We start from the raw sequence: 20235 nt of genomic DNA, 5'->3' as shown, positions 1-20235 counted from the left end.
CGGATGGCAGATCTGTGTATGGTTCCGTTAGGAACCTGTTGTGGTGCATTTTAAGAAACACATCCACAATACTTTACAAGTTTAATTTTCCTTTATAATTTTGAATGAAGCCTTTCATAAATAAAAAGATTGCATAAATTTGTATCCAAATGAATACAAAATAGTGAGTGTATATAATTGAGAAAACAGACGATTTTGACAAATGGCTGAGAAAGCTGAAAGATTTAAGAGCCAAAGCCAAAATTTTGTTCCGAATTCAAAAGATTGAGAATGATGAACACTTTGGCGATTGTGAACCTGTTGGTGATGGCATTCGGGAGTTGAAAATTGACAATGCTAAAGGGTACAGGGTATATTTTAAGGAATCAGACGGAAAAATTATTATTCTACTCATTGGTGGGGATAAATCAACGCAACAGAGAGACATTGAAAAGGCAAAAGAAATTTTAAAACGACTTAAAAATTAGAGAAATGGAAACTTCAAAATTTGATATCGCTGACTATTTAGATAGTAACGAAATGATAGCAGAATATCTTAATGCTGTTTTAGCAGAAGGAAATGATTCCGATGTAATTAAAGCAATTGGGCATATTGCAAAATCAATTGGAATGACAAAAATTGCTCAGGAAACCGGACTAAGCAGACCGAGTTTATACAAGGCTTTATCTGACGGAGCTAAACCTCAATTTGAGACAATTATGAAAGTACTAAGGGCAATCGGTGGACAAATTCAAATAAATACAGACAGCTTAAGAAAAAACGAACTAAACGCAATATAGTCAATGGCGGGAGAAGTGGTAATTTGGTCCGTTCTGCCCCGAACCAAGTTTTGTAACGGTGGACAGTGATGTCGCCGGCATTCTGCCACTGGTCATATTGTAAACCGATATGGGTAGGATATACATTATGTGTCAATCTTGTTCCGTCCCGTCAGGACGGAATAATAGCTGAATCTTGCTTTTCTACCCATATTTGGCGCCTGACGGCGCCCCTCAAACGGCACCCGTGTTACATCATAAGTCTTTCTCATTGATCCACTGTGAGGAATTTGTCGTACACCCGCTTTTCGGAGCAGGCTCAATGTTATTTTTTTTGTCAAAAAACAAAGCCCCGGAATCATCTGACTGTTTTTTTCTTCAATTTTACAGCTTCACGGCGAAAGGCGCCCTAAAAGCCAACGGTGAATTCAAACACGAGGTCATTTTACAGAAACAGAAAACAGAATATGGGTAAAAAAAGCTTGTCGGATGGTTATTCATTCTACCTGAATATTCATTTGCTTTTCCTGCTTTTATTGTTAACAGGAAATAGTTTGGCACAAAGCCGATTTTTGGCGGGCACGGTTGCCGATTATCAGACCGGGCAACCCATTCCTTATGTAAACATTGCGTTTAAAGGGACGATGGTTGGAACAACCACCGATACATTGGGTTATTTCAAACTAAAAATACTTCCCGGGGCCGATCGGATTCAGTTTTCGGCAGTTGGCTATTATCAGGAAGAGCGAGTACTGTCAACGTCAGAAACCGGCATGCTTTCCGTTCGCATGAAGCCGCAAACCATGGATATTTCGGAAGTACGGGTAGCGCCCGATGAAGGGCCCATCCGCAGGCTGCTAAAACAGGTGGTTGAGCGTAAACAGCAAAATAACCCCGATCAGTACAACCGCTATTCCTACCAAAAATACACGAAGTGGGAATACCAGCTGAACCAGGTCAGCGACAAAATTATCCAGTCGAAGCCGTTCAGGAATAACCAGTCGTTGTTTAAAACAGAAGAAGGCGACAGTTCGAAATACCTGCCGCTTTATTTTTCGGAACAACTGGTTTTTAACGAAGTTCAGAAAGAACCTTCGGTACAAAAGTCGACGGTGTTGGCCGACAGAACTTCCGGCGTGGGCATTCTGGACGAGCTGGAGATTTCGGGTTACACCAGCGCGCTGGATATGGAAGTCAACTTTTACGATAACAGCATCAACCTGTTCACCCAAAACTTTATCAGCCCCGTTGCCGACAATGGCTGGTTTTTTTACAACTACTTTCTGGCCGACAGCGCGGTTGTCGACGGCTGTAAAGTTTACCGGGTAAATTTTCAGCCCCGCCGGAAACATGAAAATACGTTCAAAGGTTACTTCATGGTCGAAGACCGCCATTATTCGGTCGTTGAAATCGATGCAAAGCTGTCGAATACCAGCAATCTGAACTTTCTGAAAAGCTTGCGGCTGAAAAGCAATTATTTTTTTGTGAATGACTCCACTCCCTTTTATAAACGCAACCAAATTGATGCCTTGTTCGATTACATACCGTTTAACAACCGGAACAACAAGCAGCCCAAACGCCTCAGCTTGTTTTACACCCAGGCCGCTACCATCGACCAGGTGACTATTGATCCGCCCCAACCCATCAGGCTGAGTACCCCCGGAGCCCGGTTCGAAACCATTAAATTGCCCGATGCCACCGTAAAAAAAGACGCGTATTGGGACCTGCACCGGCTGGAACCATTAAGCGGAAAAGAAGAAATGATTTCGGGCGTGATCGACTCCATTTCACAGATCCGGGCTGTAAGTTTTATCAACAACCTGGCCCGCATGTCGATGACCGGTTACTACGATATTGGTAAGGTGGAGCTGGGACCTTACACCAATTTCTTTAACACCAACGAGGTGGAAGGGGTCCATGTGTTTATGGGAGGCCGTACCAGTACCGAAATCAGCGAACACTGGATGTTTTGGGGCGGATTGGGCTATGGTTTCAGAAATGAAAAGCTCAGCGGTATGGCCGGGCTGGGATACAAATTTCCGACCATCAACAGGCGCATGCTTAAAGTTTCATACGACGATAAGATGATCCGGTACGGCGAAAGCGACAAGCTGTTGTATTTGTACGAAAACGCTTCGACTGCCACCGAAAACAACCTGGTGTCGCAAATGCTTAAACACAAGGAACTGCTGGAGATTTTCAGGGAACAGAAAGCCGTGGCCGCCTACGAACACGAATGGTACCCCGGTCTGATCAATAAGCTCACAGTCAGCTACACTTCGCACGATTCGCCCGAGTTTTTCCCGTTTACCCGCGACCAGCTTCCGCTGAAGTCGGTAGCGGCTTTTGAAGCGGGGCTGGATACGCGTTTTTCGAAACTACAGAAGGTGGTCGACAACCGTTTCTACCGGTATTATATCGAATCGGAGCATCCGGTTGTTCATATGACCCTGGCCGGTGGCCAGGCATTCTATGCCGGCAAGTCCAATTGGTACGGGCGGGTGATGGCCACCTGGGAACAGCATCCCTATTTCGGGCAAACCCGTTTTGATTATGCCATTGAAGCCGAAAAATACTTTGGGAAGCTTCCTTACTCCCTGTTGAGCATTCCCCGGGGCAACGAAACTTATGGTTTGTACACCTTCGACTTCAACCTGCTGAATTACCTCGAATTTGTACACGACCAGTACATCCGGACCTATCTGGAGTATCACTTGAACGGATTTTTCTTCCGACGCATCCCGGGGCTGGAACAAACACGGCTGCGCGAGGTGCTTTCGGCCAAATGTATGGTCGGATCGGTGAGTGATAAACACCGGCAGACGGTTGATTTTCCGCTGAACGTCACGCCCATGCAAAATCCGTATCTGGAGTTGGGCGCCGGTGTTGAAAACATCCTCAGCATGTTTCAGATCCAGGCAATCTGGCGTGTGCATCCCGCTTCGGTGGTAGGCGCCCCCTCATTCGGTTTTCGCGCCAAATTCGAGATTACCTTATAGCCGGGTTTAAGCGCATTTCGTCATTGCCGGTTAAAAACCGGCACACCCGGGTTTGAACAGCCTGCCTGTTTTTGCACTTTCAACGGCGTACCTATTGAGCCAACTCCGGAAAGTGGTTTTAAACACAAAGTCACAGAGCCACAAAGAACATATTTATATCAAATAGCTGATAAACAACAGATAAAAAATAATCAGCAACCTGTTTTCAATCAGACAAACATGATATACCTTTGCAGCATGTTAACGACTTTATTTAAATCGGATCTGGTGTAATAAACAATCTGTGCTTCTGATACAGATTGTCCTTTCGTTTGTTTCCGGATAAACTTCCCGGGAACAGTTTCTCTGTTTTTATAATTTCAATTTTAACCGGCGTACAACGATGAAAGCATTGTTTGGCTTTTCGTGTATGCAAAATACATTCAGACAATGAGTAACGAGAATATTACAACCATTCACGAATTCGATTTTAATTTTATTTGTGACTTTTTCTTAAATACCGAACGGCAAGGGCCCGGTAGCCCCGAAGTAAGCCTGAAAGCATTGAGCTTTATCGATAACCTTACCGACAAATCCCTGATAGCCGACATCGGTTGCGGAACAGGTGGTCAGACCATGGTGTTGGCACAGCACGCACCGGGGCATCTTACAGGTCTCGACCTTTTTCCGGGATTCATCGACCGGTTTAACAGGAATGCCTCGAAACTGAATCTTCAGGATAAGGTGAAAGGGATTGTCGGTTCAATGGACAATCTTCCTTTTCAGAATGAAGAATTGGACCTGATTTGGTCGGAAGGGGCCATTTATCATATCGGCTTTGAACGGGGGTTGAATGAGTGGCGTAAATATCTGAAAACAGGAGGATATCTTGCTGTTTCTGAAAGCTCGTGGTTTACCGAAAAACGTCCGGCCGAAATTGATCGTTACTGGATGGAACTTTATCCGGAGATGGATACGATTCCCGTGAAAGTAAGCCAGGTACAGCAAGCGGGCTACATTCCCGTTGCCACGTTTATTCTGCCTTCAACTTGCTGGACAGAGCATTATTATGCCCCACTGGATGCAGCCCGGGACATGTTTCTTAAAAAATATGCCGGGAATAAAACCGCCGAAGAATTCATCGCGTTTCAACGTTACGAAGCGGAAATGTATCGCAAGTATCATGAATACTATGGCTACGTGTTTTACATCGCGAAAAAGACAGCGTAATGATTAACTTAAATAGGTATGGTTGGAATGATCAGTTAAACCAACTAAAGCAGGAGTCAACACATCGTGACCTTGCTCATGGTCGTATATCCACGACACACCGGACCTGCTATGATGTAATTTCCGAAAACGGACTGTTTCAGTGTGAACTAACGGGAAATATGATGTACGGGAAAGCGGCTTTTGAATTACCCTGTACCGGCGATTGGGTTATTTTTCAGGCATTTGATGAAAATAAAGGAATTATCGTTGACATGCTGCCCCGTGAACGGACATTATACCGCAAAAAAAGCGGAACAGTTGCCGATAAACAAGTCATTGCCTCATATGTTGATCAGGCGTTTATTGTGCAAGGGCTTGATGATAATTTCAATGTTCGCCGGGCTGAGCGTTTTATGGTTCAGATTGTGGAAGCAAACATCAAACCGGTGTTGGTACTCAATAAAGCCGATTTAGGTTTTGATAAACAGAGAATAACTGAAGCCATCAAACCTATTGCCCGTCAAATGCCTGTGTTTTTCACAAGCATCCATCGCCCCGAAACGATTCTCCGGCTTCGGGAGTCTGTTTCGGAAGGCGAGACGGTGGTCTTTGCCGGTTCTTCGGGTGTCGGGAAAAGTTCGCTGGTGAATGCGCTTTGCGGGAAATCGGTATTGCCCACGTCGGATATAAGCCGGTCCACCGGGAAAGGGCGGCACACGTCAACCCGCCGGGAAATGGTATTGATGGACGGTTCAGGTGTTTTAATCGACACCCCGGGAGTCCGGGAGTTTGGTCTGGCTGTTGACGATCCCGGCTCACTGGCAGAAATGCTCGAAATTTCCGATTATGCAACATCATGTCGTTTCACGGACTGCCGGCATATCAACGAACCCGGTTGTGCCGTTTTGGAAGCGGTAAACAAAGGCCTGTTTGACCATAAAGTTTATGAGAGCTATCTGAAGCTTCGACGGGAAGCGTGGCACTTTTCTACTTCGGAACATGAAAAACGCAAAAAGGATAAATCCTTTTCAAAGTTAATCGATGAAGTAAAGAAGCGTAAAGCGAATCTCTGATTTCTATTCAGGCAGTGCAGGTATTCATTAAACAGAATACCTGTACTTTATGGTTTTTCTTATATTTTTTGTCCTTAGGCCGGACGGGCCCTTCCTTTTTCAATCGATAAATGGGAAGCAAAAATCTTGTCAGAACAAACCCCGGCCGGGCGTTTTGACGGTCAGGCTGTTAATCATGACCGACAAAAGGAAATGACTAAAAACCCTTCGCTGTCAACCGGAAATCCCGGATGATTTATAGTTAAACGAGTCATTCACCGGTTGAAAAAGCCGGCTGACCGGTAAAAAACATAAGTTCATAAAAATTAACAAAATTTAGGATTAACAAACGGGATTTCTTTCATACATTTAACGAAACATTAAATTTTGTATGACGTTATTCCGCTCTGCAATCTGATTAATGGAAGGGTATACTTACCACTTACCTACGACTTAGCTACGACTTAGCTACGATTGTTGAACAGACAGGCGTACGGAAGTAAAAACAGGAGAAATCCCGGGAAACAGATTACTAAATAAATTATACTGAAAAGTGTTTAGCTGCTTGTTTGGAATAGTCGTCGCGACCGAGAATCTGTTCCGTTTTGGATTGAGCTGATCGTTTGGACTGATAAGCGGGAGAGGACAATCAATTAAGGCGGAAATGCAAAACGAGCAGGAGCAGTTGGAAATTGAAACCGGCAGGACATTTTATAAACCTTAAATTTTTAAAATTATGGCTGAAGTTAAAAAGAACATCATTACCCAGGGGATGAGCGGTAAGCTGGGCGATACCATTGTTTTTCGCCTGGTGAACGGTAAAACAATTGTTGCAGCCAAACCCGCTTTAAGTGACAAAGAGCCATCCGATTCGCAGAAAAGCCACCGGGAACGTTTCCAGGAAGCTGTTATTTATGCCCGTCACATCCTGCAGGATGCCGGGTTAAAATCGGTTTACCAGGAGGCGGCAAGCAGTAAACCCGGAGTTAGCGCTTATAACATCGCCGTGGCTGATTTTTTCGGAGCGCCTGATATCCAGGAGATCGACCTGAGCCAATATACCGGGCAGGCGGGCGATCCGATTGTGGTGAAAGTAACGGATGATTTTAAGGTGGCGAAGGTCCGGGTGGAGATTTATAACCCGGACGGCAGCCTGGTAGAGCAAGGCGAGGCGGTAAAAACAACCGACGGCCTTCGCTGGCTTTACTCGGCAACGGCCGTAAACGACACGCTTGACGGGGATAAAATCCTGATCAAAGCCTACGATATCCCGGGCAACCAGGATGTGCAGGAGCAATCGCTCGGATAAGTAAAAAGGGAACAGGAAAGCAGGGAGTGAATTAACCTGCCGGTTTCAAACCTGTTTCCTGTCCCCGGATGTTGAGGTGTAAACCTCGGTTTTTAATTTGCCCTGTGCCGGTTCCAACTGTCTAACCCGGAGCCGTGTGCGGGGCAAATTTTTATAGCTGCAAGCTATCTGAAAAGTTTGGTTTTTCCAATAGAACCCGAATAGCCGGAAATTCCTTTTTGCCCGTGGATTTCGTTACCGGCTCAATGTAAAATCGACCTGGCACCTGTCCAAAATGTAGAAATAGAACAGAAAATATGTTGTATATTTCGAGATACCCAGAAAACGACACAATTACACAAAATGTTTGTCCAATGTTTGTGATTTTACGTTTATTTTAGAGGAAGATTTAGAATAACCCAGTTATGGAAAGACGACTGTGGAGCCGTGAAGAATTGCTCCTTGCCCTAAACCTGTATTTGCGGATTCCTTTCGGAAAGATTCACCATCAGAATCGGGATATCATCCAATTAGCAGAACTAATAAACCGAACGCCAAGTTCAGTATCCATGCGCTTAAGCAACTTTGCAAGTGTCGACCCATATCACCAACAACGAGGTATTAAAGGTTTAGCAGGTGGTATCAAACAAGTGCAACCCATCTGGGACGAGTTCATCGAAAACCAAGAAGATTTGCTTTTTGAGAGTGAAAAGATTCTTGCAGAGTTTGAGGAGCAATCTTTAGAAGCCAAGTATTCAACCTTGATTTCTTCAATTGAAAACCTACAAGGAGAAACTAAAATGCAGGAAGTAAAAACGCGGGTTAACCAGAATGTTTTTCGGCAAATTGTTTTGGTCAATTATTCCCAAAGATGTGCGGTGTCTGCCATCGACATTCCCGAAATGTTAATTGCCAGTCATATCATTCCGTGGTCAAAAAATGAAAAAGAACGATTAAATCCTTCCAATGGAATTTGTCTAAGCGCCCACTTCGACAAAGCTTTCGATAAAGGACTAATCACGTTTGATGAAGAATATAAATTAATGCTCAGCACTCAATTGAAGGATTATACAACGAAAGACTATTTTAAATCGTGGTTCAAGTCGTTTGAAGGTGAAACAATTGCACTTCCAACCAAATATTTGCCATTGTCCAGTTTTCTGTTATGGCACCGCGAACATATTTTCCGCTAAATGTGACTTATAGTCTGTTGACATGACTATCTGTTTGGTATTTCTTTGCTTTAAAACTTTATGGCAGAGAATATTCGTTTTCATTACCTCCACCGGGACTCTGGTAACTATAAAAAGTTTGGATCTAAGGATTTTTCCAACCCGGATCACTTATCGATAATTGAAATTGAAAAGATGCTTAGAAGCTATCTTATCGATGGCATGTATTTCTATCCTGAAAAAGTTGGTATCAATAAGTTCAGGTTTCACCGATATTGTGATGATTATTCGTGGTACGAGATGGAGTTTATCGAAAACGTAGATGGAAAAGCAAACAGAACTTCTATTGATGACTTTTTTAATCTACTTTCTCAGAATAACCATTAATTTCGTTTCATCAATATCATTTAAAAAGAAATTTATTTCACGATGGAGTTCTTCCTTCCTATCATCTTTGCCGCAGCCATTATCCTCTATCTGGTGTATTCGGTGTATAACCGGCAAAACAAGCTTAAGCTGGTTGACGACGAAATCCGGGATTTTTATGCGGAAAAGGGGCGCAAGGTATTAAGCGTTTCAAAACTCAGCATGGCAGAGCGTTTGAAATATGGCGTGCCCATGAGCCCTTATATCAGTTTTTATTATTCTACCTTCAGCTTTTTCAGGATAGTTTCAGCTATTGGATTTCTGTTTTTGAAATTTGTCCCCGAAAGAACCTATTCGGATAAAAAGCAAGGGCAGGCAATTCCGGGTGCGTCGGTTTTTAACCGACGATTCGGGAACAAGTGTCTGTAGCTGCTTTCCGTTCGTGTTTGGCGACTGGGTCGGGCGGTTATTTAATGCGCGGTTGCAAACCGCGCTACCCGTCCGGTTCGGTTGTGATTAATACAGGTGATTCGGCGTCACTTTTAAGCTATTGGATTTCTGTTTTTGAAATTTATCCCCGTAAAAACCTATTCGGCTGGAAAGCAAGGGCAGGCAATTCCGGGTGCGTCGGTTTTTAACCGACGACTCGGGAACAAATGTCTGTAACCGATTTCCGGTCGTGTTTGGCGACTGGGTCGGGCGGTTATTTAATGCGCGGTTGCAAACCGCGCCACCCGTCCGGTTCGGTTGTGATTAATACAGGTGATTCGGCATCACTTTTCAGCTATTGGATTTCTGTTTTTGAAATTTGCCCCCGCAAAAACCTATTCAGATGGAAAGCAAGGGCAGGGAAGTCCGGGTGCGTCGGTTTTTAACCGACGATTCGGGAACAAGTGTCTGTAACCGCTTTTCGTCCGTGTTTGGCGACTGGGTCGGGCGGTTATTAATGCGCGGTTGCAAACCGCGCCACCCGTCCGGTTTGGTAGTGATCAATGGAGGTGATTCGGCATCACTTTTTAGTTGTTGAATTTCTGTTTTTGAAATTTATCCCCGTAAAAACCTATTCAGCTGGAAAGCAAGGGCAGGCAATTCCGGGTGCGTCGGTTTTTAACCGACGATTCGGGAACAAGTGTCTGTAGCTGCTTTCCGTATGTGTTTGGCGACTGGATTCGGCGATCATTTAATGCGCGGTTGCAAACCGCGCCACCCGTTTGTTCAGGTAGTGATCAATGGAGGTGATTCGGCGTCACTTTTAAGCTATTGGATTTCTGTTTTTGAAATTTGTCACCGAAAGAACCTATTCGGATGAAAAGCAAGGGCAGGGAAGTCCGGGTGCGTCGGTTTTTAACCGACGATTCGGGAACAAGTGTCTGTAAACGCTTTCCGTTCGTGTTTGGCGACTGGGTCGGGCGGTTATTTAATGCGCGGTTGCAAACCGCGCCACCCGTTTCGAAAAAATCGTTAAATTGTGAAGCAAAACCGCGACCGAGATGGAAAAGAAAGCGTTTTACCGGAGAACTTTGCCACATTTTCAGCAACCCGGACAAGCCTATTTTGTTTCCTGGAATTTGAAAGATGCCATCCCTCCAAAAGCATTAACGCGTTATGTCAAAAAAATAGACGAGCTGAAAGCACAAATCGTTTTTCAGAAAGAACAAAAAACCGATAAAAAGATCATTGAGGAGTTGGAAACAAACTATTACTCGATCAGGAAAAAATACATCAAAGCCTACGACGATTTGCTAAACCTTGGTGAAAACCTGACGATTGATCTGTCCGAACAGGAGAATCTGAAGATCATCAAAGAAGCGTTGCATTTCTGGGAAGGGAAAAAGCTTGAAAATTTTGCTTATGCGGTGATGTGTAACCATGTACATTGGGTCTTTGGGGTATACAAAGAGGATGAGAACAAAGGCCTCGTGTATCTTCAGGATATCATGCAATCCGTTAAGCGGGAAACGTCAAACCGGATCAATAAACGGGAAAAAAGGACGGGTCCTATGTGGCAGAAAGAGAGTTTTGATATAACTATTCGCGATGACAAGCATTTGTATTATGCCATAAATTACACGCTGCAAAATCCTGTTTCCGCCGGATTAGTTTCTGACTGGAGGGAATGGCCCGGTTGTTGGTGCGGGTGTGCCGGTTTTTAACCGGAGATCATATGAATGCGCGGTTACAAACCGCGCCACCCGTTTGTTCAGGTAGTGATCAATGGAGGTGATTCGTCATCACTTTTTTAGCTATTGAATTTCTGTTTTTGAAATTTGTCCCCGTCAATTCACAAGATCGATTGATATCTTGAAATGATTGAACTGCTGATAACCAATAACACCGGCGTGTTGAAGCTGTCCAACAATAATTGCCGGATGCGTTTTGTAACGCCTGGCGTAGATCAAAATATCTTCGCTTGAAATATCAAATATCTCAACTAATCCATCAAATGCTTCTTTGGGGAATAAGTACTTCTGAGCAAATTGATTAGCCTCATCTTCTTTTTCCTGATCAATCGGGCTTCCTTCGAGATTCTCCAGAAAGACTTCCTTTTTCCCGTGTTGGAGTATATGTCCTGCTTCGTGGTAAAAAGCAAACCAAAAACTATCATTAGTCTTATATCTTCCACTTAGCTGAATGATCGGATTTCTTCCCTTCCACCATGTTGCCCCGCTAATAGGCGCTTTGGGCAAACAGGGTGTATATAAAACGGCAACGCCACATCGGGCACATATGCCTTGTAGTTGCTCTTTGAAATCTGCTGATTGCGTATTCAACAGTTCCTTAACTTCAGTTAATGCTTTTCTAAAAGCTATTTTGTCAAAATCAGGTAGCTTTTGCTGAAATGATTTGTGTTCGCCAATTCTCAACCAGGTAGAAATAGCGTGAGGGCTTTGAGTACTGGCCAATGAGATTTTGAATGCAGCAGATACGGAGTCTTTGAGGTATATAGCTTCCCATTCGGCAGGAGACGCAACTCCATGTAATTTCAGCAGTGAATCGGCGAGTTCTGTTTTTTCACGTGTATCGGGAAGATATCCCATCTTTTTCAATTCACGTATGGGAAACTGTTCCAACCAACCAATGCAGCTTTCCAGGAATTCCTGCTGCTCTATTTTAGCCAGCTCTAAGCGATATTCACGTTCCCGTTCTATCCAAAAATCAGCGGGAATACCCAGCACACGTTCAAGCATCATCGCTGTTTTTAAAGTGATTGGATCTCTTCCTTTTATGATATCATTTAATTTTTCCTTTGGCCGCCCAATTCGTTCGGCCAATTCTGCTTGTGACATACCAAGAGCGTCAATGGTTTCCTGTATGGTATCGCCAGGCGGTGAAAGTAAATCTTTTTGCAGTTGTAAATTTGGGCTCATCGTGTTGTTTTTATTCGTTGCTGAGCAGTTGAGGCTCAATGATAATCTTCAGTTCCTAAGATTTTAATGTCGGTAATTTTGATACAATCGATGCTGTTATCATCTCTTACAGGGATTGGATTTTGATCCGGTTCAAAGATAATTCTGTAATTACCGGAAATATCCACTGCAAATTGTCCCTTTTTGTCTCCTTTGAGTTCGTGGCATCTGGCAGCAGGAATCGTTTTTAGAACTTCAATATTTGCAGAAGCAGTTATCTCCTTGATTCGTTGATTGACCTTTTTTGCCATCGTTCCAAATGCCTTTTGCATTTCTTTAGCAACAGTTAATTGCTTTTCTAATTTACTGGTTTTATACGCTATTTTCACCGCAAAGGTAATAATATTAACGAAATTTGTTAATGTTATTGATTTTTTTTAACTGATAAACATGATCCGGGTGGTTCCATAGACTCTTTATCATCCTTATATTCAAAGTCTACCCGGGGATAATAGTTTGCTGGGTCCATGTCAGGCACAAAATATTTGGGCAGATTTTTTATCAGGTTATATTTGGTAATAAGCCTTTGCTCCTTCCTTTGGCTATTGAGTTCCCAATTCCGGCCGAGTATCGTTAGTGAGTTGATGAATAATAGCGCCTGTTCATAATTTGACATTTGAGCCCTTAATGTTTTTATATATCCGTATTTTTTGCCCCGATCCATCAACCACCATGGTTGATCATTGATAAAAGTGACGGCTTGATACAGATGCCGGAAATAATGCCCCAAATGATATTGATGTCCACCGAAAAATTTCATTTTCCCGCCAGGGCTTTCACCCATGACGAGCGTCTTTTTTTCACCTGATATTATCAGACCATTTTTCCATTTCTTTAACATGGCGGAATACTTCGAGGGGTCGTTGGCCTCATAGGTTGCCACCAGTGATTTAAAATAATTAATAAGACCTTTTTTCAGAAGGGGGATTTTTGAGTCTGTTAATACATATTGCCTTTTTAGCCTGTCATCAATTTCTTTTGAGGAATCATCGGGAACTCCCCAGAAAGTTATAAGATAAGCGATTTCATTCTCGATAAACCGCTTTTTTACTTCGTCATTGTTTGTGAATAACCGAAAATATTCTGAAAAATCCTCTTCCATTTTCTTTTGCACCAATTGCATAGGATCTCCCGCGTTGACCACTTCTGAGTTTTTACAAATCCCATACGCCACCCGGTATTGATCAAATATGATTTTAAAAACCCTCCTGCCTTCAACATACTTTTCGTCGAACTCCCTTACTTTATTCCCATCACCGGTTTTATCCGCATCCTTCTTATCAGTGTAATAGAAAGGATTCTTCAGTTTCATTTCGTTAACGTTATCGCGGTAGTACTTAACTAATTCAAAGAATTTAGCTTCTATCTGTTGACGCCGAAAAGAGACAATCTGGTAGATTAACGTTGCAGCCAACAAAATTCCGCCTATAAATGATCCAAATTCGGCCCAAACCTTTGTCTCGATATGTCCAAAATGGAATCTATGATAAGAAGAACCCTCGATAAATAACAGGATCAGGAGTACCAACAATAAAATAACACCTATTCCCCATGCCACATTTCTCCATATTAAAATTCTGGGATTTGCTTTTCGCATACTACAGTACTTATTTATAACTACTAAGACGATAGCTCCGGAGGATACCAGTAACAATAAAGCGAAAAGGATTTTAATTGTGCACAAATAGGTATCGCTGTCCATTCTCCGTATTTTTTGCTTATGTATAATTAGATAAAGATCATATGGAACAATGATTAACGATTGGAAGCTTCCTTATACTTTCCCCTTCAGTTCTTCCAACTCTTTTTTCAGCAATGCATTCTCCGCCGAAAGATCACGAATCATTTCGAGGGCATTTTTGTCGGATAATATCGGGGATAATGATGTTGCCGGTGCCTCCTTGTCCTGTAAAAACATTTTGCCCCTTCCTGTAATAAGCCAATCACCATTTATGTTATCAAATGAAGATAGTAGTTTTGAAATAAAATCAAAACTTGGCTTATTCCCTCGCCCTTTTTCATCAATAATATTATGAACGACAGTAGCGTGGACACCAATTTTATTTGCGAATTGGTTCTTATTTAGGCTGTGAGACTCCATTACCTTTGCTATCCGTTTATTTATCGTCATTTGAAGATTATTTTGGAATAATAGTTTGATTATATAATCAAATGATTATATTTGTTCCTCTAAATACAAAATTCTTTGCCTATGAACTAAACAAGCAAATCAACTAAGCCTGATTAATCCGGGCAAAAACCTTTGTCCGGTAAAAGATCCTGCGGTCTTGCCCAAAAAGTATTGCCATACGAAGCAGGACCGCGGGAACAATTAAAAAATCCTTTAAACTTTTCAAATTTATGAAAAACAATTTAAAGACACCTTCGCGTGTTTATGGAATTTTTATGCTCCTGCTGTTGGTAGGAGGAGCTGGCAACAGCGGTGTACGGGCCGGTATTCCGCTCGAAGCAGGACCGGGACGGGAAACCGGCCGGTTTGTATTGGCCGTGCCCGGGGGACCAGTGAGCGGCCGGGTAACCGATACGAAGGGTGTACCCTTGCCGGGAGTTACGATCGTGATTAAAGGAACCCAAAACGGCCAAATCAGCGATGAGGCAGGGCAGTACAGTTTTTCGGCCCTGCCCGATGATGCCATCCTGATTTTTTCGTTCGTGGGGATGAAAAGCCAGGAAGTAAAGACAGACGGAAAAATACACATTGATGTGATGATGGAGGAGGAGTCGATCGGGCTGGACGAGGTGGTGGCTGTGGGCTACGGCACCCAGAAGAAAGTGAACCTCACGGGAGCGATCACGGCGGTTAAGGTAGACGAGTTAAGCCGTATTTCAACCACCAATGTTTCCAACACGCTGGCGGGCCGTGCCCCGGGGGTCAACATTACCGGCAACTCGGGGCTGGCGGGCGCTACCTCCGACATACGAATCCGTGGCGGGTTTGGCGAACCGCTGTTTGTAATCGACGGCATTGTGCGTGATAAAGCCGCTTTCGATGCCCTTGAAGTGAATGAAATCGACCAGCTCAGCTTCCTGAAAGACGCGGCCACCGCGTCGATTTACGGGTCGCGGGCCGGCAACGGGGTTGTTTTGGTGACCACCCGTGCCGGGACCAGGCAGGAAGCGTCGTTCAATTACCAGGGATCGTATACCTGGATGAACACCACCCAAAAACTGTTTTCAGACAGGTTTACAGCAACCGACGAGCTGATTTACCAGAACCGGGTGGCCGAATTCAGGGGGCTTGCTGTCCCGAACGGCGATGAGGAATTCGAATATTTCAGGAACAGGAATTATAACGTGAACGATTACATCTGGCAAACCCCCCGGAACCAAAAACATGCCATCAGCGTATCGGGGGGCGACGACCGGCTGACTTATTATGTGCTGGGAAGTTACATTGGAGAAGAAGGTTCGTATAAAAACCTGGAAAATGAAAAATTTAACCTGCGTTCGAACCTAACGGCACAAATCACCGAAAAAATCAGGATGAATGTTAACCTGTCAGCCAACCAGCAAAACCAGGACCGTTTCTACTGGCCGTTTTCGGGCGACGACGAGCAAACCATCGGCGATCTGTACCGCTGTACCTTTAACTGGCCCAAAACCTATCCCTTTTACCTGTATGCCGACGGAAGCCCGGCTGAGGAAGTGACAGCCTACCCGGTACAAACCCCCATGGGCAGCTGGCAGGCCTGGAACGTGGTTGACCAGGTGATCGGCGACCGCTATATCAAAACACGGAAACGGGAGATGAATGTCATTCTCGCTTTCGACATTGATTTGGGCGATCTGCTGAAAGGGCTGACCACCAAGGTAGTTGGCAACTATATTGGCAACGACTACATGCGGAAAAAGTACCTCACTTACCAGCACAATTATGTATGGGAATCGGCCACGCCCGATGAAAACCGGTTTATCCCGGCCGCGCCTAACCCGGATAAGATGAACACCTTTACCTTTTCGCAAAACCAGGAGTTTTTGAGCTACAATGTTAACTCGTTGTGGAGCGAACAATTCAACTGGTTCCTCAACTATAACAATTCGTTTGGAAAACACGACCTGGCCGGGACCCTGGTTTGGGAACAGGCGGCGAACGGCGGCGAACTGGTTTATGCCAAGGGCGAAAACCCGCTGACCAGCTACGACCAGATGTTCGTGTATTCGACCGATGCCGAGCAACGATGGGGCGACGCCGAAGAAGTTACCGGCGGACGCCTGTCGCTGATTGGCCGGTTCAACTACAGCTACAGCCAAAAATACATCGGCGAATTTTCATTTCGCTACGATGGAAATACCCTGTTCCCGAAAGGGAAACGCTGGGGGTTCTTTCCTTCCTTCTCGGGGGCCTGGCGGATCAGTGAAGAGCCGTTTATGGAAAACCTTTCGGGCTGGCTGGATAACCTGAAAATCAGGGCATCCTATGGTACCACGGGCAATGACCTGGACGTAAACAATAATACCATTACGCCCTTTTCGTATATGCCTGTTTACCAGTCGGGCAGTTCGTACATTTGGGGTGACGACCTGAACCTGGGTATAACGTCCGGGGCGACCCCCAATCCGTACCTGACCTGGGCCACATCGGCCACTTACAATGCCGGTTTCGACTTTAATATGCTAAGCAATAAACTGTCGGGCGCTTTCGATGTCTTTTATAAAAAAGAGGAAGATATTTTGGGTTCGCGTATCGTGACCATTCCCGATACCTACGGCCAGTCGCTGGCGCCCGAAAATTATGCCGAACGGTCGTGGCGCGGCTTCGAACTGAATGCCTTGTGGCGGAACAAAGCGTTTGGAGGGCAGTTGGATTACACGGTTTACGGGAATATCGGTTACTCGAAAGACCAATGGGATGTGCTGGACCAGTCGGCCTTGTACTCGCCCGGCGGCAAGCTGGCCGAATTTTCGGCCATCGGCAAACCCCTCAACCGGATTAGCGGGCTGAAAACAGTAGGGATCGTCCGTACACAGGAGCAATTGGATGAACTGCTGGCTAAAGGGTTTACCCAATTCGGGCGCGATCCGTATCTTGGGGCGCTTTATTTCGAAGATGTGCGGGGTGATGGCTATTCGCCGGGGCCCGACGGGAAAATCGACGGAAACGATATCCAAATGCTGTCAGACAACGGGGCGCCGCGAATCAACTATGGTTTTGGGACCAGCCTGAGCTGGAAGGGGATTACCGTTGACCTTCACTTCCAGGGAGTGGGCATGTACGACCGGATGATCAGTAACCTGGGCGAAGGCTATGGCGGTATCCGCCAGTACGGCGGTACGGTGAGGCCTTATTATCCCATCTGGACGGAAGATGTGTGGACACCCGAAAATCCTGACGCGAAATACCCCCGCGTGGTTGGCAACAACTGGTACGAATCGGGAACCGGCAACCAGTCTTTCTGGATCAGGAACGGCGCTTACCTGCGCTTGAAAAACCTCAATATCGGGTACGAAATCCCCAAAAACTGGCTGACTGCTTTTAAGATCACATCGGCCCAGGTATTTTTTAACGGCACCAACCTGTTTGTCATTTCCGATATGACCGAGTTTCACGACCCGGAACAGGATAGCTACGATTCTTATCCTTTAATGAAATCATTCACTTTTGGTGTGGATATTAAATTCTGATAAAATGGAACGAACAATGAAAAAATTAGCCTACTTAACGGTTGTCCTTGCCGCGCTGTTTGCCCCCTCGGGCTGCGATACCCTGGATATTGAGAATATTTATGACTACAACGCTGATTTGGTTTGGGACGACGAAAAACTGGTTGAAGCATACATGGCCAATGTGTACGCGAATGTATTCGGGAACTGGTCGCCTGCGCTTGATCAAAAAACACAGCAATTATCCGGAATTCACTTTTATGCCGACCGGGTGACCATAACCAACAGCGAGTATAAGTTTTGGGACTATACCACCATCCGCCTGATTAATGAAGCCATTGTGAATGTTGGTAACAGCAGCCTGGAGCAGGACTTTAAAGACAACATCACCGGGCAGGCCAGATTTTTGAGGGCTTACCTGTATTTCAACATGGTGGTTTACCACGGCGGCGTTCCCTACATCACCGTTCCGCAGGACAAAGACACCGACGATTTGTATGTAAAAAGAAATTCAACCGAAGAGTGTTTCGGCTTTCTGATCGGTGACCTGGACGAAGCCATCAAACTTTTACCGGAGAAAATCTCCGCGACCTCGGCCGACTACGGGAAAATTGACGGCTGTTTTGCCACGGCTTTCAAAGCCAAAGCGCTTTTGTATAAAGCATCGCCGCAGTTTAACCCCGGCAACCCGTGGGACAATGCCTGGTGGGAAGAAGCCTGTACGGCGAACAAAACGGCTTATGACAAGCTGGCCGGCTTAGGCTACGCCCTTACAGCTGATTACGACGATATCTTCTTCGTGGAAAGGGGGCCCGAAGTGGTTTTTTCGGTGATCAATACCTATCCGAATAAAACCGCCGGTTGGGATTACGGGGTGCGCCCCGGCTCCGAAAGCCGGGGAAATGCTTCGGTTTGCCCAACCTGGGAGTTTGTAAAGGAATTTCCGATGAAAGACGGAAAATTGTACAACGACCCCACCGGGAAGTATTATAAAACCGATGACGAATTTTTGCAGTCGTACTGGGAAAACCGCGATCCCCGCTTCGGAAAATCCATTGTTTGGAATGCTTCGGTTTATGAAGTTTCCAACAAGAAAGGCAACCGCCAGTACACTTCGCTGGGCATTGCCGATGTGTTGGACGATTTCGGGGTAAACCCGGCTGCCAATATCAACTCGACCAACCTCGACCGGTACAGTGGTTTCTTTATCCGCAAAGCCAGCGATTTGTCGTTGCTCCAGTCGGAGGTACAGCAATACGATGTGGATTTCATCGTCATGCGTTTTGCCGAAGTGATGCTGAACTATGCCGAAACAGCCAACGAAACCGGAAAAACGGAGGAGGCCCTTGCAGTTTTAAAAGCCATCAGGGAGCGCGCAGGCATTGAGCCCGGCGTGGACGGGAAATACGGTATTACCGCCGTTTCGCGCGAAGAGGTCAGGGAAGCCATCCTGGCCGAACGGAATATCGAGTTTTGTTTCGAAGGGAACTACTTCTGGGACCTGCGCCGCCTGCGAATGTTAGACCGCCTGGATGGCCGGACCAAACACGGCGTTGAAGCCATTGCCATAAACCCCGACGGCAGCGAAATGCCCATTTCAGAAGCCAAAGCAAGGGCCGCAAACAACGAACTTACCGAAAAAGATTTCAACTACCTGATTTGGCAGATTCCTTTTACCGGGGTGAAAGTAACATCGGTGCCCGACAAATACTATTTTTTCCCGATTCAGCAGGAAACCATCAGTTTGAACGGGCAGATCGAACAAAATAAAGACTGGGGAGGTACCTTCGATCCAAGCCTGTAAGCTTAAAAAGTTCGCTGATTTTCAGCTGGTTTCAAAAGAGGGAGGAAGGGTAAAAAAGTCGAAAATCAGCGAACTCATACTTTTCGGAGCAGGCTCTTTATTTGTTTATATTTTTTGTCCTTAAGCCGGACGGGCTCTTCCTTTTTCAGTCGATAAAAAGGAAGCAAAAATCTTGTCAAAACGAACCCTCAGCCGGGCGTTTTGACGGCCTGCGCACCGCTTTGTGCAAAACCTGTTCCTCCGTTCAAAAGCGCGGTGGGTTTAAAGATCAGTATTACAAGACCTGACCAGCGAGGCAAAGTTTCAGGATATGAATTGCTGTCAACCGGAAATCCCGGAGGGATTAAATACGGGTAGCCCCTGGTGATCCGGCAACTGTCGGACTTGAAGAATCAGGGCTTACGTTCTTTTTCTACCCACATCAGGTCTCGAACGGGACTGCCCCGGCTGCCCTTGAATAACAGGTGTTGATAGCAAATGATTTGCAATGCGCAGTTACAGCCCGTTCACCCTTTCAGCTAAAGGACAAAAGCAGGTATGAGCAAATGCTGTTTTCGGATTATTCCTGAGATTTG

At 45.2% G+C, this 20235-nt stretch carries 17 protein-coding genes; 13 read left to right on the top strand and 4 right to left on the bottom strand.

All coding sequences use genetic code 11. The annotated features are described in order from the left end of the window. The first annotated feature begins 167 nt into the window (after window positions 1-167). The 11 genes from ACOIT5_RS07380 (at window position 168) to ACOIT5_RS07330 (ending at window position 10980) form a co-directional block, all read left to right on the top strand. Window positions 168-467, top strand: coding sequence for a type II toxin-antitoxin system RelE/ParE family toxin (locus ACOIT5_RS07380; RefSeq protein ID WP_423129831.1), 300 nt, complete (start codon window positions 168-170; stop codon window positions 465-467). A 4-nt stretch (window positions 468-471) separates the two neighbouring features. Next, complete coding sequence (locus ACOIT5_RS07375; RefSeq protein WP_423129830.1) at window positions 472-780, top strand: addiction module antidote protein; 309 nt, start codon at window positions 472-474, stop codon at window positions 778-780. Between the two features lie 446 nt (window positions 781-1226). Next, window positions 1227-3758 (top strand): DUF5686 and carboxypeptidase-like regulatory domain-containing protein, encoded by a 2532-nt coding sequence (locus ACOIT5_RS07370; protein ID WP_423129829.1) that lies wholly within the window; start codon window positions 1227-1229, stop codon window positions 3756-3758. Between the two features lie 429 nt (window positions 3759-4187). Beyond that, a complete protein-coding gene (locus ACOIT5_RS07365) occupies window positions 4188-4967 on the top strand; it encodes a class I SAM-dependent methyltransferase (RefSeq protein ID WP_423129828.1) in 780 nt (259 codons plus the stop codon). Further along, window positions 4967-6022, top strand: coding sequence for a ribosome small subunit-dependent GTPase A (gene rsgA / locus ACOIT5_RS07360; protein WP_423129827.1), 1056 nt, complete (start codon window positions 4967-4969; stop codon window positions 6020-6022). Before ACOIT5_RS07365 ends, rsgA begins: the two co-directional genes overlap by 1 nt. Window positions 6023-6737: 715 nt before the next feature. Next, window positions 6738-7310 carry a hypothetical protein gene (locus tag ACOIT5_RS07355; protein ID WP_423129826.1) on the top strand — a complete coding sequence of 191 codons (573 nt, stop codon included), beginning with the start codon at window positions 6738-6740 and terminating at the stop codon, window positions 7308-7310. 404 nt (window positions 7311-7714) lie between these two features. Next, complete coding sequence (locus tag ACOIT5_RS07350) at window positions 7715-8482, top strand: HNH endonuclease (RefSeq protein WP_423129825.1); 768 nt, start codon at window positions 7715-7717, stop codon at window positions 8480-8482. 174 nt (window positions 8483-8656) lie between these two features. After that, a complete protein-coding gene (locus ACOIT5_RS07345) occupies window positions 8657-8848 on the top strand; it encodes a hypothetical protein (protein WP_423129824.1) in 192 nt (63 codons plus the stop codon). A gap of 42 nt (window positions 8849-8890) precedes the next feature. Beyond that, window positions 8891-9256: a hypothetical protein gene (locus tag ACOIT5_RS07340; RefSeq protein ID WP_423129823.1), complete on the top strand. Its 366-nt coding sequence runs from the start codon at window positions 8891-8893 to the stop codon at window positions 9254-9256. Window positions 9257-9659: 403 nt separating this feature from the next. After that, the gene (locus ACOIT5_RS07335; protein WP_423129822.1) at window positions 9660-9854 is read left to right on the top strand and encodes a hypothetical protein; all 195 of its coding nucleotides are present in this window, start codon (window positions 9660-9662) and stop codon (window positions 9852-9854) included. A gap of 463 nt (window positions 9855-10317) precedes the next feature. Next, the gene (locus ACOIT5_RS07330; protein ID WP_423129821.1) at window positions 10318-10980 is read left to right on the top strand and encodes a transposase; all 663 of its coding nucleotides are present in this window, start codon (window positions 10318-10320) and stop codon (window positions 10978-10980) included. Window positions 10981-11103: 123 nt separating this feature from the next. On the opposite strand, the gene ACOIT5_RS07325 is transcribed toward ACOIT5_RS07330, so the two are convergent. The 4 genes from ACOIT5_RS07325 to ACOIT5_RS07310 all read right to left on the bottom strand — a co-directional run bounded on the left by ACOIT5_RS07325 (window position 11104) and on the right by ACOIT5_RS07310 (window position 14365). Further along, a complete protein-coding gene (locus tag ACOIT5_RS07325) occupies window positions 11104-12195 on the bottom strand; it encodes an ImmA/IrrE family metallo-endopeptidase (protein WP_423129820.1) in 1092 nt (363 codons plus the stop codon). A gap of 35 nt (window positions 12196-12230) precedes the next feature. Beyond that, complete coding sequence (locus ACOIT5_RS07320; protein WP_423129819.1) at window positions 12231-12563, bottom strand: type II toxin-antitoxin system RelE/ParE family toxin; 333 nt, start codon at window positions 12561-12563, stop codon at window positions 12231-12233. Between the two features lie 35 nt (window positions 12564-12598). Continuing rightward, a complete protein-coding gene (locus ACOIT5_RS07315; RefSeq protein ID WP_423129818.1) occupies window positions 12599-13936 on the bottom strand; it encodes a putative phage abortive infection protein in 1338 nt (445 codons plus the stop codon). A gap of 72 nt (window positions 13937-14008) precedes the next feature. Next, window positions 14009-14365, bottom strand: coding sequence for a helix-turn-helix domain-containing protein (locus tag ACOIT5_RS07310; protein WP_423129817.1), 357 nt, complete (start codon window positions 14363-14365; stop codon window positions 14009-14011). 230 nt (window positions 14366-14595) lie between these two features. Here ACOIT5_RS07310 and ACOIT5_RS07305 point away from each other — a divergent pair, with 230 nt between their 5' ends. Continuing rightward, a complete protein-coding gene (locus ACOIT5_RS07305) occupies window positions 14596-17877 on the top strand; it encodes a SusC/RagA family TonB-linked outer membrane protein (protein ID WP_423129816.1) in 3282 nt (1093 codons plus the stop codon). A gap of 4 nt (window positions 17878-17881) precedes the next feature. Further along, a complete protein-coding gene (locus ACOIT5_RS07300; RefSeq protein WP_423129815.1) occupies window positions 17882-19660 on the top strand; it encodes a RagB/SusD family nutrient uptake outer membrane protein in 1779 nt (592 codons plus the stop codon). Window positions 19661-20235: the final 575 nt, after the last annotated feature.

Origin of the sequence: Gaoshiqia hydrogeniformans (genome assembly GCF_049347105.1) — a bacterium.
Lineage (GTDB): Bacteria > Bacteroidota > Bacteroidia > Bacteroidales > Prolixibacteraceae > Gaoshiqia > Gaoshiqia hydrogeniformans.
The sequence above is the reverse complement of the archived record's forward strand: the minus strand, read 5'-3'. Positions and strand labels throughout refer to the sequence as shown.

Excerpts from the sequence above, each read along its gene's own strand:
- ACOIT5_RS07300 (WP_423129815.1), top strand. The coding sequence starts at position 17,882 with ATGGAACGAACAATGAAAAAATTAGCCTACTTAACGGTTGTCCTTGCC.
- ACOIT5_RS07355 (WP_423129826.1), top strand. The coding sequence starts at position 6,738 with ATGGCTGAAGTTAAAAAGAACATCATTACCCAGGGGATGAGCGGTAAG.
- ACOIT5_RS07330 (WP_423129821.1), top strand. The coding sequence starts at position 10,318 with ATGGAAAAGAAAGCGTTTTACCGGAGAACTTTGCCACATTTTCAGCAA.
- ACOIT5_RS07335 (WP_423129822.1), top strand. The coding sequence starts at position 9,660 with ATGGAAAGCAAGGGCAGGGAAGTCCGGGTGCGTCGGTTTTTAACCGAC.
- ACOIT5_RS07350 (WP_423129825.1), top strand. The coding sequence starts at position 7,715 with ATGGAAAGACGACTGTGGAGCCGTGAAGAATTGCTCCTTGCCCTAAAC.
- ACOIT5_RS07310 (WP_423129817.1), bottom strand. The coding sequence starts at position 14,365 with ATGACGATAAATAAACGGATAGCAAAGGTAATGGAGTCTCACAGCCTA.
- rsgA (WP_423129827.1), top strand. The coding sequence starts at position 4,967 with ATGATTAACTTAAATAGGTATGGTTGGAATGATCAGTTAAACCAACTA.
- ACOIT5_RS07340 (WP_423129823.1), top strand. The coding sequence starts at position 8,891 with ATGGAGTTCTTCCTTCCTATCATCTTTGCCGCAGCCATTATCCTCTAT.
- ACOIT5_RS07375 (WP_423129830.1), top strand. The coding sequence starts at position 472 with ATGGAAACTTCAAAATTTGATATCGCTGACTATTTAGATAGTAACGAA.
- ACOIT5_RS07315 (WP_423129818.1), bottom strand. The coding sequence starts at position 13,936 with ATGGACAGCGATACCTATTTGTGCACAATTAAAATCCTTTTCGCTTTA.
- ACOIT5_RS07345 (WP_423129824.1), top strand. The coding sequence starts at position 8,657 with ATGCTTAGAAGCTATCTTATCGATGGCATGTATTTCTATCCTGAAAAA.
- ACOIT5_RS07325 (WP_423129820.1), bottom strand. The coding sequence starts at position 12,195 with ATGAGCCCAAATTTACAACTGCAAAAAGATTTACTTTCACCGCCTGGC.
- ACOIT5_RS07365 (WP_423129828.1), top strand. The coding sequence starts at position 4,188 with ATGAGTAACGAGAATATTACAACCATTCACGAATTCGATTTTAATTTT.
- ACOIT5_RS07305 (WP_423129816.1), top strand. The coding sequence starts at position 14,596 with ATGAAAAACAATTTAAAGACACCTTCGCGTGTTTATGGAATTTTTATG.
- ACOIT5_RS07370 (WP_423129829.1), top strand. The coding sequence starts at position 1,227 with ATGGGTAAAAAAAGCTTGTCGGATGGTTATTCATTCTACCTGAATATT.